This is a genomic window from Marinibium conchae (assembly GCF_015595035.1).
Lineage (GTDB): Bacteria > Pseudomonadota > Gammaproteobacteria > Enterobacterales > Alteromonadaceae > Glaciecola.
Genome location: NZ_JADNRN010000002.1, coordinates 555,659 through 574,261, shown reverse-complemented (window position 1 = coordinate 574,261; position 18,603 = coordinate 555,659). Strand labels below are relative to the sequence as shown.

The 18,603-nt window shown below is 43.0% G+C and carries 14 protein-coding genes; 10 read left to right on the top strand and 4 right to left on the bottom strand.

The window, feature by feature from the left end:
- Position 1: 1 nt before the first annotated feature.
- On the bottom strand, positions 2-307 hold the full coding sequence (locus ISG33_RS10195) for a hypothetical protein (protein ID WP_195733487.1): 306 nt from the start codon (positions 305-307) through the stop codon (positions 2-4).
- Between the two features lie 150 nt (positions 308-457).
- Positions 458-1,099 (bottom strand): TorF family putative porin, encoded by a 642-nt coding sequence (locus ISG33_RS10190; RefSeq protein WP_195733486.1) that lies wholly within the window; start codon positions 1,097-1,099, stop codon positions 458-460.
- A gap of 320 nt (positions 1,100-1,419) precedes the next feature.
- On the opposite strand from ISG33_RS10190, the gene rpe reads away from it, so the two are divergent.
- The 8 genes from rpe (at position 1,420) to ISG33_RS10150 (ending at position 9,914) form a co-directional block, all read left to right on the top strand.
- Positions 1,420-2,094 (top strand): ribulose-phosphate 3-epimerase, encoded by a 675-nt coding sequence (rpe, locus tag ISG33_RS10185; protein ID WP_195733485.1) that lies wholly within the window; start codon positions 1,420-1,422, stop codon positions 2,092-2,094.
- Between the two features lie 49 nt (positions 2,095-2,143).
- On the top strand, positions 2,144-3,151 hold the full coding sequence (gene trpS / locus ISG33_RS10180) for a tryptophan--tRNA ligase (protein WP_195733484.1): 1,008 nt from the start codon (positions 2,144-2,146) through the stop codon (positions 3,149-3,151).
- A gap of 15 nt (positions 3,152-3,166) precedes the next feature.
- The gene (locus ISG33_RS10175) at positions 3,167-3,742 is read left to right on the top strand and encodes an anthranilate synthase component II (RefSeq protein WP_195733483.1); all 576 of its coding nucleotides are present in this window, start codon (positions 3,167-3,169) and stop codon (positions 3,740-3,742) included.
- A 21-nt stretch (positions 3,743-3,763) separates the two neighbouring features.
- Positions 3,764-4,978, top strand: coding sequence for an HDOD domain-containing protein (locus ISG33_RS10170; protein ID WP_195733482.1), 1,215 nt, complete (start codon positions 3,764-3,766; stop codon positions 4,976-4,978).
- 348 nt (positions 4,979-5,326) lie between these two features.
- Complete coding sequence (locus ISG33_RS10165; protein WP_195733481.1) at positions 5,327-6,538, top strand: aspartate aminotransferase family protein; 1,212 nt, start codon at positions 5,327-5,329, stop codon at positions 6,536-6,538.
- Positions 6,539-6,581: 43 nt separating this feature from the next.
- Positions 6,582-7,616 (top strand): arginine N-succinyltransferase, encoded by a 1,035-nt coding sequence (astA, locus tag ISG33_RS10160; protein ID WP_195733480.1) that lies wholly within the window; start codon positions 6,582-6,584, stop codon positions 7,614-7,616.
- A 9-nt stretch (positions 7,617-7,625) separates the two neighbouring features.
- On the top strand, positions 7,626-9,098 hold the full coding sequence (astD, locus tag ISG33_RS10155; RefSeq protein ID WP_195733479.1) for a succinylglutamate-semialdehyde dehydrogenase: 1,473 nt from the start codon (positions 7,626-7,628) through the stop codon (positions 9,096-9,098).
- Between the two features lie 9 nt (positions 9,099-9,107).
- The gene (locus ISG33_RS10150; protein ID WP_195733478.1) at positions 9,108-9,914 is read left to right on the top strand and encodes a DUF1338 domain-containing protein; all 807 of its coding nucleotides are present in this window, start codon (positions 9,108-9,110) and stop codon (positions 9,912-9,914) included.
- Positions 9,915-10,075: 161 nt separating this feature from the next.
- Here the strand turns inward: ISG33_RS10150 and parC are convergent, their stop codons facing one another.
- Positions 10,076-12,430, bottom strand: a complete 2,355-nt coding sequence (gene parC, locus ISG33_RS10145; RefSeq protein WP_195733477.1) for a DNA topoisomerase IV subunit A — start codon at positions 12,428-12,430, stop codon at positions 10,076-10,078.
- A gap of 201 nt (positions 12,431-12,631) precedes the next feature.
- On the opposite strand from parC, the gene ISG33_RS10140 reads away from it, so the two are divergent.
- Complete coding sequence (locus ISG33_RS10140) at positions 12,632-15,754, top strand: hybrid sensor histidine kinase/response regulator (protein ID WP_195733476.1); 3,123 nt, start codon at positions 12,632-12,634, stop codon at positions 15,752-15,754.
- Positions 15,755-15,801: 47 nt separating this feature from the next.
- Entirely contained in the window at positions 15,802-17,769 is a 1,968-nt protein-coding gene (locus ISG33_RS10135; RefSeq protein ID WP_195733475.1) for a tetratricopeptide repeat-containing diguanylate cyclase, read from the top strand.
- A 48-nt stretch (positions 17,770-17,817) separates the two neighbouring features.
- Here the strand turns inward: ISG33_RS10135 and ISG33_RS10130 are convergent, their stop codons facing one another.
- Positions 17,818-18,510: a DUF2982 domain-containing protein gene (locus ISG33_RS10130; protein ID WP_195733474.1), complete on the bottom strand. Its 693-nt coding sequence runs from the start codon at positions 18,508-18,510 to the stop codon at positions 17,818-17,820.
- Positions 18,511-18,603: the final 93 nt, after the last annotated feature.

The following is an 18,603-nucleotide window of genomic DNA, read 5'->3' as shown; positions in this document are numbered from 1 at the left end:
TTTAGTCAGCGCTGTCTTTTGAGAGTAATTCGAGAAGGTCTAAAAAATGAAACTGATTGGAGTCGGTTTTGTTCATTATCCAAGTTAACCAGTTGAGTTTGGTGCTTGTTTGCTCACATATTTGCTGAGACTGCGAAGATGAAAGTGTAACTTCGTTGTCAGCAATATTCGATAAGCATGCAAAATTAGTGGTGGTGACTGTAGGTAGGCTGAGTGCCACACAAATACACAAGACTGCCGCTGTCGCAGTAATCTTTGCAGCTAACTTTTTCGATAGTTCTTTTGTTGTGACTGAGCTTAGTTTCATATTGTAACTTTCCTAATCAAGCACACCTTAAACGCTGTACGAATATTACTCGTCTTTTACCCAAAAGTATAGAGGGTCATTTAATCAAAAAAGGCCTACCGAATATGTCGGTAGACCCCTTATAACTGTCACTATAGTTCTTTTATAGAATTATAGGTCAAAAGATTTCGCGATAGAGAAATACAAAGACTCACTGTCATCAAGGTCAGAACCACTGATTACAAGGCCAACACCCACATCGAAACCACCGATTTCAGTTCCATAAGCAATTTCAGCGTACTCACCTTCACTGTCTTTGCCATATGAACCAACGGTTGCAGACCAACCATTACTTTCTATGCCAACAGTAATTAGTGAGTAATCACCTTCGGTTGCCGCTTCATTCCCTACTACGCCATCCCATTTACCAACTACGTAACCAACAGAGAAAAGGTCATAACCGGCACTCAGGCCAACCTCATTGTAGGCACTGTCGAAGTCACCCGTGTATTGATATGAGGTAAAGTTAGCGTCTAATGTAATGCCACTTTCTAGTTCTAATCCGTAACCTGCATACAAATCAACCTCAAGGCCATCTTCAACTTCTGCTGTCCACGCACCAACGTAGAAACCGCTAGAAGCAGCATAGTCTATGCCTGCGCTAGTTGATGCAGACTCAGTTTGCTGAATACCACGAAAGTGGTAATCAGAAACAACACCAATGTTTGCAGACCATTCAGCCATTGCTGATTGGCTAGCCAGCGTTGTTGCCAGAATTGTTGCAGCAAGTGCAGTGCGTTGTAAAGTTTTCATGAATGTTCTCCGTTGAAGTATTAAATTTAGTTTTCGTGGTTTAAGAACCATCTTATTTTTTTATAAATGCTGTCATTGCACCTAAAAGAGCAAAACTAATGCCTAAATATTAAAAAGCAGTAAAAAACATTTAACCAACTGATATTATTGGGTTTATTAAAACATCACCTATAAGCTCTTATCAAGTGTATCGACAAAAGAAGTCAAAGGATGAGTATAAACGCCCCAAAATAATGCAAACTCACCAATTTAGGGCGATAACAATTCTTTTTTAAGCGGGTCTTATTAGGTAAACTATCAGTTTTGAAAAGGAAGACCCCATGCATGCGCCATTAATCGCCCCTTCAATTCTCTCTGCTGACTTCGCACGCCTTGGCGACGACGTCACTAATGTGCTCAATGCTGGAGCTGATGTCGTGCATTTCGACGTCATGGATAATCACTATGTACCTAATCTGAGCTTCGGCCCAATGATTTGTAAGGCCTTGCGCGATTATGGTGTTACCGCCGACATCGATGTTCACTTAATGGTGCAACCTGTTGACGAAATGATTCAGCGCTTTGCAGAAGCCGGAGCAAGCATGATAAGTTTCCACCCTGAAGCGACTTTGCATCTTGATAGAAGTATCCAACTGATAAAAGATCTAGGTTGTAAAGCAGGTATCGCGCTGAACCCAGCGACACCCCTATCAGTTCTTGAGTGGGTATTACCGAAACTAGACTATGTATTATTGATGTCAGTAAACCCGGGGTTCGGCGGCCAGTCATTCATTCCTAGTACCTTGGAAAAAATAAGCCAACTCAAATCAATTATTGACGAAGATGGCCTAAACATTCGCATCGAGGTTGATGGGGGCATCAACTTAAGTAATATCGCCGCGATTAGGCATGCAGGGGCAGATATGTTTGTAGCTGGTTCGGCTATTTTTAATCAAGGCAATTACCCAGATACCCTCGCTCAGATGAGAGCAGCATTAGACAAAGCATTAGCATAACAGTGAACCTTCTGTAGAAGGTCAATGGACGAATTAGGAAAAATATATAATGAGCAGTGCAAAACCAATCGTACTTAGTGGTTGTCAGCCCTCGGGGCAACTTACCATGGGCAATTACATGGGCGCATTACGTCAATGGGTAGCGATGCAAGATGATCATGACTGTCTGTATATGATAGTCGATCTTCACGCTATAACGCTTCGACAGCAACCAGAGGCGTTAAACACAGCATGTTTGGATGGCTTAGCATTGTATTTAGCTTGCGGTATTGACCCTAAAAAAAGCAGTATTTTTATGCAATCTCATGTGCCAGAGCATGCTCAACTCAGTTGGGTTCTCAATTGCTACACTCAAATGGGCGAACTCAACCGCATGACGCAATTTAAGGACAAATCACAGAAAAATGTGACGAATATTAACGTCGGTCTTTTTAGCTATCCTGTTCTTCAAGCAGCTGACATACTAATTTACCAGGCAAATAAAGTGCCTGTAGGGGAAGACCAAAAGCAACATCTTGAGCTCACTAGGGATATCGCGACTCGCTTCAACAACATTTATGGCGATGTATTTACCGTTCCAGACCCGTTTATTCCTGAATCTGGTGCCAGAGTAATGAGCTTACAAGACCCAACAAAGAAGATGTCTAAGTCTGATGACAATCCAAATAACATTATCGGCCTGCTTGAAGATCCTAAGAAGCTAAGCAAAAAAATTAAACGAGCCGTGACCGATAGTGATGAACAAGCTCGCATTTATTTTGATACTAGCGAGAAACCCGGCGTATCAAACTTGTTGTCACTTTTATCTTGTTGTACAGGTGAAAGCATAACAGACCTTGTTCCTAAGTATGAAGATAAGATGTATGGTCACCTAAAAGGAGACGTGGCTGAAGCTGTGGTCAACATGCTCAGTCCTATTCAGCAAGAATATGCGCGTATCAGGGTTGATCATAACTACTTACATGAAGTCATGCGCAACAGTGCCGAGAAGGCGCGAGAAAAAGCGGCTATTACGCTACAGAAAACCTATGATGCACTTGGCTTTGTTGCACCGTAATAAGGCAGTTGTAGGATGATTATCGTTATTGATAATTATGATTCTTTCACCTACAACTTAGTTAGGTATTTTGAAGAGCTCGATGCGGAAGTGCTGGTAGTAAAAAACGACCAGGTTACCATTGAAGAACTGGAAGCGCTTGATTTTACGCATTTAGTGTTATCACCCGGGCCCTGCACTCCAAACGAGTCCGGTATTTGCATGGATGCAATACGCAAATTTTCCGGTCGCAAAGCTATTCTTGGCGTGTGTCTGGGGCACCAAGCGATAGCACAGGTATATGGTGCAGAAATAGTACGAGCACAAAATATAAAGCATGGTAAGACGTCAAACATACAAATACTCAAAGAAGGTGGTATATTTGCAGGTATCGAATCACCTTTTACTGCGACCAGATACCACTCGTTACTAGTTGAGAAGGCTAGTTTGCCGAAATCATTCAGTATTACTGCAGTTTGTGATGAAAGTGACGATATAGAGATTATGGGCATTGAACATAACACGCTAGCCATATACGGCGTGCAGTTTCACCCCGAATCGCTTCTAACCACAGCAGGGCACAAAATATTGAATAATTTTTTAAAGCTATAAATAACGGAAGTATTAGAAAACATGAAGTTAAGCGTATCGCAACTCGCCTCTACAATGAACAACCGCTTCGAGCATCTGCTCGTAAGTAAGGACGAGGCTGTTCTCTTATCTGGTCAAAAAACAGAGAAGCAACGCATTTATGAAGACTCAGAACAAGCGGAGGCTCGCCGAGAGCTTTTGTTTGTTGAAGAAGTTGCGATAAAAAACCGCGAAGAGCTCAATGAAAAACAAAATCTTTTTTTACAGCAAGTTGAAGCAGAGTTTCATGTAAGCTTAATTAATGATCTTGCTGAGAAAATAAGAGACACTAATTTTGTACTTAAGAAGATTCTTGGCTACGACCCCATCATCGGCAAAGTGCTTGACATTCTGTATACAGAGTCGTGCTCTATATCACGACTAGAAGCAATCATCCTTCAAATTGACTGGCTCGAGCAAGGCCTCATAAAATTTACAAAGCAACCCCAATATCGCCGCGTAGATACTAGAGGTAAGGCGATTGTTATTGAGACCTTACGACAAGCACTTAGCTTCATTGGCATCGAAAGCCTACGTTCCCTAATTCCTGCCCTAATTTCCAAAAAGGCGTTACCCCCACGCTCAGAGATGTTTCCAGAATTAAACGCCCATCTATGGGAATATACTCTAGGCACAGGAAAAGCATGCCAAGCGCTTGCTGAAAAAGAGGGAATGAAGTGGTACTTGGGCTACAACATTGGGCTATTTAGTAATATTGGGCGCTGCGCCATTGCCAAAATGTACTTGCGTTCTTTCGACGCCAAGTTACGAGAGAAAGTCATTGAAGCTCGTAAGAAAAATAACCCTGTTCAAGCAAAGGCACTTGCTGCCTTGTTGCCATCTCATAAATACCTCATTACCCTGTGGAACAAATTTGGCAATCATCTTACCAATGATCTAGTGGCTCAGTTCAAGTGCCGTTGGTTGATGATCGGGATTGGGTTAGACGACTACACGCGTATCAAGGAAATCAGTTACCAATACGTCAAGACAAAAAATCTACATCCGCTCACCGCGCTGCTATTTCGATGCCAAGGCTACATGCAGTTTAAAATGATGAAGTCGAATGGATTAATGTCTAAGCAAGCCTCCATGCTCTACCTACGCAACTTTGGCATTGTGTCGGACGATGTCGTGATGTTAATGAAAACAAATCTCAGTAGTTTGGAAATCAATATTCCAGAACATCAACCACCACCAAAGGTAAACACTGACTAAATAGCGTGTAGATTTTTTTCTGCATTTTTATGCCTCACAATTATATACAAATAAGCTCGATTTGTTTGTATTCAGTCCTCCTTGCTTTTTATTTGCTCAACTCAATAACGAGTTAATTAAGTGCATACAGCGTATCCAATTTGAGACAGCAAGACAAAATGCGCCATTTTTGTGCAATAAAATAAATATGCAACTAAACTGCAAATCATTGCATAAGCCACGTATATAGCGGCCTTCAATCGAATTCTTTAATTACAAAAGGTGCAAGTTCTGGCATACTAGGCAACCAATTTGCACACAGCTTCCTAATATTGGATGTGCATAAAATCAATGTATAGAGGTGTTAACATGCAAGTAACTCGCGAAACATTCAACGACGTAATGGTACCCAATTATAACCCTGCCGACATGATACCTGTTCGAGGAGAGGGTTCTAAAGTATGGGATCAAGAAGGTCGCGAGTATATCGACTTTGCTGGCGGTATCGCTGTTAACGTATTAGGCCATTGCCATCCAGAGTTAGTTAAGGTGTTACAAGAGCAAGGCTCAAAGCTTTGGCATTTAAGCAACGTATTTACCAATGAGCCCGCTATGCGTTTGGCGAAAAAGTTATGCGACTCAACCTTCGCCGACAAAGTCTATTTTGCCAACTCAGGTGCAGAAGCTAACGAAGCTGCATTGAAGCTAGCACGTAGATACGCACTAGAGCACTTCGGTGAACAAAAAGATCAAATCATTTCATTCGAGAAAGGCTTTCATGGTCGAACCTTTTTCACCGTTACCGTTGGCGGCCAACCTGCCTATTCTGAGGGCTTTGGCCCGAAACCTGGAGCGATTGAGCACTGCGAGTTTAACAATCTTGACATGCTTGAGGGCATGATGTCCGAGCGCACCTGCGCGATAATGATGGAGCCCATGCAGGGTGAAGGCGGCATCATTGTTCCAGATCCTGAATTTATAAAAGGTGTTCGCGCCTTGTGTGATAAACATAACGCACTACTTATCCTAGATGAAGTGCAATCCGGTGTTGGCCGAACAGGTCATCTCTATGCCTACATGGAGTATGGTATTGAGCCAGACTTGTTAACAACGGCTAAGTCGCTTGGTGGCGGTTTTCCGATAGGTGCTATGCTCGCCACTGATGCTGTAGCCAAAAGCCTCAAGCCTGGCACTCACGGCAGCACCTATGGCGGAAACCCCTTAGCTTGCGCTGTTGCAGAAAAAGCTTTCGATATTGTTAATCAGCCTGAGGTACTTGAAGGCGTTTTGCAAAAAGAAACGCTCTATCGTGAAATTTTGAATAAAATTAACGATAAATATCATGTGTTCAGCGAAATTCGTGGTAAGGGGATGTTGCTTGGTTGTGCCTTAAATGAAAAGTATAACGGCCGGGCTAGAGATTTCATGGTGGCAGCAAATAACGAAGGCCTAATGTGCTTGGTAGCAGGCATGAACGTGGTGCGCTTTGCACCGTCTTTGGTAATACCCAATGAAGATATCATTGAAGGTTTGTCGCGTTTTGAACGCGCTGTTGCGTCAGTGGTAGAAGCCTCGGAATAAATTAGCGATGGCTTTTTGTTTTTAGGCCACACGAGGTACTACAATGAAAATTATTCGCCCTATAAGAGCAAGTGACTATGAGGCTCTTTATGCTATCGCGGAAGAGTCTGGTATTGGCTTCACATCCTTACCAGTAAATGAAGCACTGTTACAGCGTAAAATAGCGAACGCCGAAGACGCGATACTGTCTACTCCGACTCAGCCTGGCAACGAGAGTTATCTTTTCGTAATGGAAGATAGCGAAACGGGTAAAGTTGTCGGGACGACAGGTATCGAAGCTTCTGTCGGTCTACAAGATGCTTTCTATCATTATCATGTGAGTAAGGTTGTGCACGCCTCTCGCGAGCTTAATGTTCACAATACTGTCGATATTTTGCATTTTTGTAATGACTACACAGGCGTTAGTGAAATTTGTACTTTATTTTTGCGCGAATCGGCAAGGCAAGGTCTACATGGTCGTTTTCTATCGAAAACACGCTTCTTGTTTATGGCCGAACATCAAGAACGTTTTGCGGATGTTGTTATTGCTGAAATGCGAGGAATTAGTGATGAACAAGGGCGTTCTCCTTTCTGGGCATGGTTAGAAGAACACTTCTTCTCACTCGATTTTCCAACCGCTGATTATCTCACTGGCATCGGCAAAAAAGGTTTCATCGCTGAACTTATGCCTAAATATCCTATCTACGTAAACTTACTATCCGAGGCCGCACAAAATGCCATTGGAAAAGTTCATGAAAAAACAAAGCCAGCACTTCGCTTACTCGAGCAGGAAGGCTTCAAATGCCGCGGTTACGTGGATATCTTTGATGCTGGCCCTACCGTCGAGGCTGATGTTAACCATATTGCGACGGTACAGTCAAGCCGTAAAGCCTCTGTTGTTATCAATGATAACTTAGCACAAACCGACGGTGAGACTTGCTTCGCCATAAATACTTCTGTAAAGCACTTTAGAGCCTGTATTGCAGAAATCGCATATGTCGATGGTAATCGTGTTGCGATCGAAGCAGATACAGCCAACGCATTGAACATAAAAGACGGAGATTCTATTCGTTTTTCGCCAGCTAATACAAAACACTAGGAGTAGGTAATGTCAGACTCAACACATTTCATCAATGGTCAATGGATCGCTGGTGAAGGTCACGAAATTAGCTCAATAGATCCAGCAAAGAATAACACCATATGGTCTGCTAAGTCAGCATCCGCAGCACAGGTTAATGAGGCCGTTGTTGCTGCAAGGCAGGCCTTTCCAGCATGGGCTGCGAAGAGTGTTGACGCACGCCTAGCAATCATCAAAAAATTTGGCGAAGCACTTAGCGACAACAAAGCTGAATTAGCAAAGATAATTGCTCAAGAAACGGGTAAACCAGAATGGGAAACAGCCACCGAAGCTGCTGCCATGATTGGCAAGATTGCAATTTCTGAAAAAGCTTACCATGACAGAACGGGCACCGTTGAAAATCCCATGCCGGTTGGGAAGGCGATTATCAGACATAAGCCTCACGGTGTTGTTGCGGTATTTGGGCCCTATAATTTCCCTGGGCACTTACCAAATGGCCACATAGTGCCAGCGTTAATCGCGGGCAATACAATCGTGTTCAAACCTAGTGATTTAACGCCCTTAGTTGCGGAATTTACAGTAAAACTTTGGGAAAATGCCGGTTTGCCAAAAGGGGTACTTAACTTAGTACAAGGTCAAGTGGAGACTGGCAAATCACTGGCTAGCCATGCAAATATTGACGGCCTATTTTTTACTGGTAGTTCTCGTACTGGAAAAATATTACACGAACAATTCGCTGGTCACCCCGGCAAAATTCTTGCCCTTGAAATGGGTGGCAACAATCCCCTAATTGTTAAAGATGCTGCAAATATCGACGCAGTGGTGCACGACATCGTGCAATCGGCTTTCGTCACAAGTGGCCAACGCTGCACTTGTGCACGACGCCTTTTCTTGCAGAATAACGCACAAGGTGATGCCATACTTGAGCGATTACTTGACGTCAGCAGGGAAATTCAAGTGGGTCATTATGACGCTGAAGAGCAGCCGTTTATGGGCGCTATGATAAGTAAAGAAGCGGCATCAGGAATGGTCAGGGCGCAACAGGGCTTGATTGACGCTGGCGCGACAAGCTTGTTAACACTTACACACACCGACATCAACACTGGCTTCGTTAGCCCAGGGATCATCGATGTCAGCAAAATTGTAGATACAATGGAAGACGAGGAGCACTTTGGCCCTCTACTCAAAGTGATTCGCTATGATGACTTTAATCTAGCCATTGAGCAAGCTAACAATACCAGCTTTGGTCTATCTGCTGGTTTCCTGGGTGATAGTAAAGATGACTATGACTATTTCTTAGCTCGTATACGTGCCGGAATCGTTAATTGGAATCGTCCAATTACAGGCGCCAGCAGCGCAGCACCATTTGGCGGCATAGGGGAAAGCGGAAACCATAGAGCGAGTGCTTACTACGCCGCTGACTATTGCTCTTATCCAGTAGCATCCGTTGAATTGGAGGTAGTTACATTACCTTCATCTCTAAGCCCAGGACTTACATTTTGAGGAACTTACATGCATAAGAATGTTGATTCGCTCTTTGCTGGCCTATGGGCTAATTATGTGGAGATAACTCCGTCAGCAGACAAGATTCACGCGCTTTTAAGCAAGACAAGCAAGAGTATGGATATTGTGAATGACCATATTGCACTAAGAACCTTCGATTGCGAGAAGGTCAATTTGTCAAAGCTTGCCGCCCATTTTTTATCTCTTGGTTATGAACAAAAAGGTGACTATGACTTTGCTGCAAAGAAATTAACAGCTCAACATTTTGAACACCCTAACCCAAATCAACCCAAAGTTTTCATAAGTGAATTGCGCGTAGCAGAGCTTTCAAATCAAGCTCAACGCATTATTCACAAGATGGTTGAGCAGGTTGCCGAGGGTGCGACAACAGCTGATGACTTCTTATACTCAGGCACACATTGGAATGTGACGAAAGATGACTACCGCACTCTGGTTCATGAATCAGAGTACGCTGGGTGGATGGCTGCATGGGGCTACAGAGCAAACCATTTCACAGTAAGTGTTAATCACCTAAGTCATATCGAAGAATTAGCTGAGGTTAATTCCTTGTTGAAACAACATGGCTTTGTCTTGAACAGTTCAGGCGGAGAAATCAAAGGTGGAGCAGAGGTATACTTAGCTCAATCCTCTACGATGGCCGATCACGCTAATGCGCAATTTAGCGATGGTGAGCTTTCTATTCCAAGTTGTTTCTACGAGTTTGCTCAGCGCTACGAAATGAACAATGGGCAGCTTTACCAAGGTTTTGTTGCCGCGTCTGCTGATAAAATATTTGAAAGTACCAATCAAAACTAAGTGAGTAAAATAGTCCTTCATACATTAGCGTGAGCGACATCAAAAAAGCACCTTAACTTGATATAAGTTAAGGTGCTTTTTATTTCCAGAGTGGCTACGTAGCTACCAACAAGCTATGAGTGATCTTTGAGTAAGCTAGCGATAAGCCCGTACCAGCCTAATTAGTCTTTACTCGGCTCTGGACTATCGGGCGCATTTGTATCATCAATCACGTTTCCTGGTTCTTCTCCCGCTAGATCACTCGCAATTTCCGGCGACGCTTTGGCTAATTCAACATCTATCGAATCAACGCGTTGCAACCCTCTTGGTAATTTATTTCCACGACGACCGCGTTCGCCTTGGTAATGAGTCAAATCGTTAGCACTTAAGGTCATGCTGCGCTTACCCGCAACTATTTTTAGCTCTGCACCATCTGGTACGACACTCAAAACCGTCAGGTATTCTTCTCTGGTTTTAGCTTTTGCAGACGGAATATTCATCAGCTTATTCCCTTTCCCCTTCCCTAATACAGGAAGATCTCTTAGCGGGAATAAGAGCATACGCCCTTCATTTGATATACATAAACACCAGTCAGTTTTCAGATCGCTTACTGCCTGTGGTGCAATGACTTTTGCGGCCGTCGGCAAAGAAACGAAGGCTTTACCTGCTTTTGCTTTACTTAGCATGTCAGTAAACTTACCCACGAAGCCATAACCTGCATCTGAACCGATTAGGTATTGTTGGTCGTCACTGCCCATTACCACATGTTCTACCACTTCCCCGCCTACGATACTGAAGCGACCGGTAAGCGGTTCACCTTGACTTCGGGCAGAAGGCAGAGCATGAGCGTCGCAAGAGAACGCTCGGCCCGATGAATCGAGAAAAGCAACTAACTGTGTACTTCTGCCTTTTGCACTGCATAGATATTTATCGCCCGACTTGTAACTCATGGCCTCAACATCAATATCATGGCCTTTGGCACAGCGAGCCCAACCTTTCTCAGAAACAACAACAGTAACGGGTTCGGAAGGCACAAGTTCTTTTTCCGAAATTGCTTTTGATTCTGCTCGCTCTACTATTGGGCTGCGGCGATCGTCACCGTATGTTTCCGCATCTGCAAGTATCTCTTTCTTGATGAGTGTTTTCATTCTGCGATCAGAACTCAGCATCAGTTGGAGACTATCGCGCTCTTTGGCTAACTCTTCTTGCTCGCCCTTAATTTTAAATTCTTCAAGCTTTGCAAGATGGCGGAGTTTTAATTCTAAAATTGCTTCTGCTTGAGTATCAGAAAGACCAAATTTCTCCATTAACACTGGCTTTGGTTTGTCTTCGCTTCGAATAATATGGATCACTTCGTCGATATTTAAAAAGGCAATCAACAAACCTTCAAGAATATGTAGTCTCGCCAGAACTTTATCGAGGCGGTATTGAAGACGGCGAGTAACCGTGTCCTTTCTATAAACCAACCATTCACTCAATATCGACTTTAGGTCTTTTACCTGCGGTCTGCCGTCTAAGCCAATCATATTGATGTTTACACGATAGCTTTTTTCTAGGTCGGTAGTCGCGAACAAGTGTTGCATGAGTTGCTCGGTGTTCACACGATTAGAGCGAGGAGTAATCACCAAGCGCGTTGGGTTTTCATGGTCAGACTCATCGCGCAGGTCACTTACCATAGGCAGTTTCTTGGCCTGCATCTGACTCGCTATTTGTTCTAGGATTTTACCACCAGAGGCCTGATGTGGCAGAGCAGTGATAATAAGGTCACCATTTTCCTCATCATAAACCGCACGCATCTTAATAGAACCACGGCCTGTTTCGTATATCTTCTTAATGTCGGATTTTGGCGTAATAATTTCAGCGTCAGTCGGATAATCAGGCCCTTGAACTAGTTCAAGCACTTCGCTGAGTTCTGCCTTACTATTATCAAGTAACAAAGCGCATGCATTTGCTAGCTCGCGAACATTATGTGGTGGAATATCGGTTGCCATGCCAACGGCAATACCCGTAATGCCATTGAGAAGAATGTGAGGAAGGCGAGCTGGTAATATTTTGGGTTCTTTTAAGGTGCCATCAAAATTAGGCGTCCAGTCGGCTGTACCTTGACCTAGCTCAGTCAGTAAAACCTCACTGAACTTACTGAGTCTTGCTTCAGTGTAACGCATCGCAGCAAAGGACTTAGGATCGTCGGGCGCCCCCCAGTTCCCTTGACCGTCGACCAAGGGGTAGCGATAAGAGAAGGGCTGAGCCATTAAAACCATGGCTTCATAACAGGCAGAATCACCATGTGGATGAAACTTACCGAGCACATCACCCACGGTTCTGGCAGACTTTTTATACTTTGCATTGTTACTTAAGCCCAAGTCTGACATCGCATAAATGATGCGTCGCTGAACCGGCTTCAAGCCATCACCGATATGCGGTAGAGCTCTGTCCATGATCACATACATGGAATAGTTAAGGTAGGCATCTTCGGTAAAGCGGCTGAGCGGCAGCTGTTCAATACCGTCGTTGGAAATCGTTACGTCATTACTCATGATTGGCTAATCTATTGTTTTTATTCCGTGTATTTAAGGCATAGGTCTTACGGCGAGCTAACACTTCAGCATTGCTTCTGTACTTATGCCACTACAAAATCTATATTAGCACCATGTTATAACAAATTCGCTATCAGCATAACTATTCTTGTGTACAAACTATTAATACTTTGCTTTTTGTCATTGCTTTGCTTGAGTAGCATGTGTTCTGCCTCAGACGAAATCACACCCCTGCAAACAACGGCGGTCGTTTTAGATAAACATTCAGAAATAGTTGATTTGTCAAAAAGAGCGCTCGTCTACCCTCAAAATGCCGAGTTTTTAAGCTTCGAAGAATTTAAAGCTAGTAGAATAAACTTACCTTACCAGCAGTACACTACGCCTAATTTTGGCAAACATCGCAACGGTGTGTGGCTCTATAGTGAACTCGACAATAAGTCACTCAAAGATAACTGGGTGCTTAATCTTGATTTTTCTCAGTTGGACACTGTAGATATATACTTACTTAGTGATAACGAATTAAGCTTCCAACAGAAAGGCGGTCGAAGTGTAAGTAGTCACTACTATCGTACTCCTACATTTAGGCTGAATCTTGAAGCAAATAAAAAACATGAAGTCTATTTGTACATTAAAGCAAAACACTTTCCGATTGTCGCACCCACCACGCTAATGCAAGAACAAGCTCACCAACAAAAGGTACTATTTGATTACCTTTTTTGGGGAGTGTTCTATGGTGCCCTTTTGGTGATTGCGCTTTATTGCATAGCAGTACTTGTTGATAAACGAGAATTCAGCGCATTAATGTTATTTGGCCTTGTGAGTTTGGTATTCATGTGGCAAGTGGTTTGGAGCGGACATACTCAATTACTTCCTGATAGCTTGCATAAACTAGCTATTTTTCAAAATTTCTATCTTCTGTTACCACTTATCTGTATCGCTGCTAGTTTATTCACATTGACTTTTTTACCTAAGCCTCACGCCAGCCAAGCCTTCAACATAGCCCTTAAATTACTCTGCATTCCACTTTTAACAGTATTCACACTTATCTTAATGGACATTGGAAGCGACGACGTGCAAATCATTTTAGTCAGGTTTGTGGGTGCGCTGACAATAGTTATTAATTTGGTTGTGACCATTCAAGTGATGAGTGACGGTTACAAACCTGCAAACACCATTCTTTGCGCATGGATTTTTTTGGCACTAGGTTCAATTATAAGTTCATTGTTTGTCGTTGGTGTTCTCCCTATAAACCTCTTTACGGCATATTCATTTCAAGGCGGACTGCTTGCGCTTACTCTGTGTTTTATTTTAGGTGTTATTCTCAAAATTCGCTATGGCTTAGAATTAGAGGTTAAGCAGGCCTCTTCAGATGCCCAGAACAATTTTTTATTGATAGAAGAGCAAAACGTACATTTAGATATTGCACGCAGAGAAGCGATAAAAGCCAGTGAAATAAAAAGCCAATTTCTTGCCAACATGTCTCACGAAATAAGGACGCCCTTAAATGCTATCATCGGCTTCAGCAAGGAGCTTCAAGAGAAGAGCAGCGAGGCGGAGCGCCATGAGCATGTAAAAATAATCAATAGTGCCGCCACAGACTTACTCACCATAGTGAATGATATTCTCGATTTTTCAAAAATGGAGGCTGGCAAGCTTACTCTCACTCAGAAACCTTTTTCTCCCAGAGATGCACTAGAAGACATTGCGGCTCTTATGGCTAAATCGTCGCATTTGAAACAACTAGAGTTCATATTCGACGTGGCACCGCTGCCAGCAGTGTTGATTGGTGACAGCTTTAAGATCAAACAATTGCTTAGCAACCTGTTAAGTAACGCTCTAAAATTTACCAATTTCGGACATATTACGCTACGAGCCAGATTCTTCACCTTTGGCGACGATGAATGTATGCTAACAATTGAAGTTGAAGACAGCGGAATCGGAATAAATGACGAAGACAAAAAGAAATTATTCAAGCCTTTCAATCAAATTGATGACGATTTAAATCGCTCTTTTCAAGGCACAGGCTTAGGACTAGTTATTTGCCAAGAGCTGGCATTTTTAATGAAAGGCAGTATTGAAGTAGAAAGTGTCTATTCGCAAGGTAGCAAATTTAGCGTCAATCTGCCCTTTGATGTGGTCAATAATCAGCTAGCCCCGACTGTCTTACCACGCTACCAAGGAAAGAGTGCTGCAATCCTTGATCCCAACCCCGTGACTCGCAAGATCACATGCTCACTTTTGAGAGAAGTTGGCTTAATCACTTCATCATATGAGTCAGTTGAATTATTTGAGCAGCACACCAGTGAATACGAAAAACAACACGGCAGTGCGTTGTTTGATTTTGCTTTCATTAGTCTTTCCCTATGCCATATCAAACAACGAACAAGCCTCATTAACAGAGTGAAGAAGGTACATAGCAAGAAGATCATTTTATTATTTTCTGGGCCGGCACCAGAAAAACACCAAATTGGCTCAAATTTGAACAAACCAGTTGTTATTAGGGCTCCTCTCACCTATAAAAACTTACTCGACCTTGGTTCTACTCCGGTGAGTTTTGTTGATAGAAGCTCGAAGTCACAATTGAAAAGTTTGCCAGCAGCAAGAGTCCTAGCCACCGATGATATGGAGCTCAATTTACGCTTACTCGACACTTGGTTAAAAGATTCATCCGTTACCCTTGAATTGGCGACCAGCGGAGCGGAAGCGGTTGATTTATGCAATAAATATGAATATGACCTCATTTTTATGGACATTCAAATGCCCAACATGGATGGCTTGGAAGCAACAAAGAGAATTCGCAAAACAGAACTGAATGTAGGCACTCCCATCGTTGCTATTACCGCCCATGCATTTCCCGAAGAAAAAGAACGCTTTCTTGCTTCAGGTATGGACGACTATTTACCAAAACCCGTCAACTTAGATAGCCTCGTACAAACGATTAAATCGTGGTGTCAAGGCTGTGACCTACCGAATCAAGAAAGCAAGGCAATTGATTGGAATACGTCGGTTGCAAAAGCCAATGGAGACGAAGAAGGTGCCAAAGTATTTCTTGATGGCTTTGTTGAAATATTGCCAGACACAATAGCTGAGATCGAGTCTTTGTGGCAACAACAGGATTTTGACAAATTACAAGCCTGTGTTCATAAGCTCCATGGAGCTTGTGCTTACACCGGGGCGCAAAACTTGCAAAAGCTCTGCTATGAAACTGAAAGTAATCTGAAAAGAAATCAAACTCAGCATATCAAAAAGTTAATTTCTTCTATACTGTTAGAAGCAGAGTCGGTAATGGAACAATGGCAGCAAATGCGTACGAACGGCACATAAGAGGTCTCGCCTTTGGAACAAGTGTACAAAGACTAGGAAACTGAAAGATGCATGGGAACTTATACGAAGATGCACGGCTAATGACTAAGGTTTATACCCTAGTGATCATTTTGCTTTCAGTTGACTCACTTTCCCCGTCTTTTGCTATCTCCCTTCCCTCACAAAGTTCTGAACAATCTGATAATCAAGCCCTAGCCCCAAACACTGAGGCTTTGAAAAACCCAAGTTCTCATTCCTATAAATCGACTTGGAGCAATAAAGCCCAAGTTCTTCGCGTAAATTATCACTCACAACCGCGAGACGCCTACGAAGATATCCTAGCCGCAGAAAAGAACTTTGTCACTCGCGTGGAACAAGCGGAGTATTATTTATTGCTAGCCGAAGCAAGTGCGAAGCTTAATTTATTTAATAAAACGCAAGAATATAGCATTAGTGGTTTGGTGTTAATCGATGTGCACTCTGAGCCTTGGCTTTATCATTATTTGCGCTTGTATGAGGCTCAAGCTTTTGATCAGTTAGGAAATACTAGCGCGGGCGTATATTTCGCTGAGGCCGCTATGCTATGGGCTGAAAACAATCAATCGAATGACTTACTTCTTATTGCCTACCTTACGAGAGGCATTCAGTATCTGACCCTTGGTAAAAACGACGAAGCGATGAATTTATTCCAATTAGCCTCCGACTTGACAGAAATGCAGCAACTGGCTTTTTCCGCTATCGATGTAACCTACTATATGGCTTACGTATATGAATATACTGGTCAAGATGAGCTAGCCTACACAGAATATAAACTATTACGTGAATTGACCAAAGGTGGCCCGAATAAAGTTTTATTTACCAAAGCTACTTACGGCATGGGCAGAGCCGCTAAAAACATCAATAGACTCGATGAGGGCTTCAGTCTCTTGAAAGCTGCGATCACGAATGCTGAGAAAATCGGTTTAACGCAATACAGTGCTTATGCGAATAAAGAACTTTCAGGCTACTACTTAATTAAAAATCAACCCGATGATGCAATTCGGGTATTAGAGATCGCGAAGCGGCTATTTGAAGAATCTGAGAACCCCTACATGCTGATGGACGTAAATTTTACATTGGGAAGAGTCGGCCTTCAAAAGCAAGATCCAGATATGGCTGAGGCCTATCTTCAAAAGGCGCAAGAGTATATACAGAGCGACTCAATGAGACCACACCAATTAGCCTTAGATTTCGCTAAAGTGGAATTGCTTAGCCTCAGAGGGGATACAACTGGTGCACTGAATGCGATGAAAGTTCTCTATAAAGACTATCGAAACTTTGTCCGAGAGCAGAACATACGTGAATTGCATGAACTAAGCACATTATATAAGCTCGAAAAAAGCCAAAGTCAGAATGATTATCTACAACAACGAACGCAAGTTCAGCAGATGCGATTAGAACAGCAAAAGCAGAATACCATCTATGCCTCACTTGCCGTGTCTGTGGTATTTCTCTCGTTACTCGCACTGTATTTCAATACTCGCAAACACAGTCGTATGCTAGAACAACTCAATAATACTGACGCGCTCACCCAACTTGCATCTCGGCGCTATATTATGAGTAGAATTGGACATGCTGCTGAACTCGCTAAACGCTATAACCAAACCTTAAGTATTGCGTCGGTCGACCTTGACCATTTCAAACAAATCAATGATGGCTTTGGCCATGATGTTGGTGATTCGGTACTTGAACGTTTTGGCGAAATATGTCGTGCTCACTTTCGCAATACTGATTTATTGGGCAGAGTTGGCGGTGAGGAATTTTTATTCTGCTTCAGCGAAACCTCGCGTGACCAAGCGGTGAAAGCCTTAGAAAAACTTGGCGAAAAAATAAAGAACGACATCCTGATTATTCGCTACATAAATCGCCCCTTAACCTTGTCGGCTGGTGTGATCGAATTTGATGTGGATGAAGCTCTCGACAGCAATTTGGCAAAGGTTGATAGGTGCTTATATGTCGCTAAAGAAAATGGCCGCGATCAAGTACAAGTCGCTTAACAGAAGTGCTCAGAGCCTTCGGTGATTTGCCTTTTATCTAAGTCGCTCTCATTCATTCTTTGCTAGTGTCGCTGATGCTTGGCACTCTTTTAGCAAGGCAATGAAAGCCTGCGGATCTCTGTCTATCTCATTAGTGGAAATAAACACATCAAAACCTAATTGCGTGTTCAATTTCCGCATGCGATTAGCAAACATTGCACTGATGCCTTTAATGACGGTGCCACCCGGACGCTCAAACTTTTCGTCCTCTATCATATCGTCACCATAGCAATTCCCGCTCGCACAATCGGGGTCTCTATTTTGCATAGTTAACGGACGCTGCTCCATTAAGAGATAGGTGATAAGTCGCGGTGAGATTTCATCGAGAAACACATCAGGATCCCGCAAGCGAAAACCGATCATTTCAAGCTCATGTTGTTCTATGCCTTTGCTTACTCTTGGTACGTCTATACGTTGGATGTTATCCCATGAAATACGCCACTTCCCGCGCCGATGATGATAAATCACATGCTCTCGGGTGAGTTGAAGACTATATGGCGGCTCCTTTACTTTAAACCAACCAATAATCAATCCAACAATACCGCCGCTGACGATAAAAATGCCCGGTAAGAACATTTGCTTAGGTAACAGGGCGATAAAAAGCGCCCCCAGAAGAATTAGCCCAGAGCCAATCAATAAAGAAGTGAGGGCGTTGTGAGTCGACGCCGCTCTGATAAAAATATGTTCGCTAGTTCCAGACATAAAAATAAAACACCAACATGATTAAACACCATATCACTATTAAACGTGAACGGCGGCAAAAAGCACAATCACTGCGCCACCATTTGGCGATTT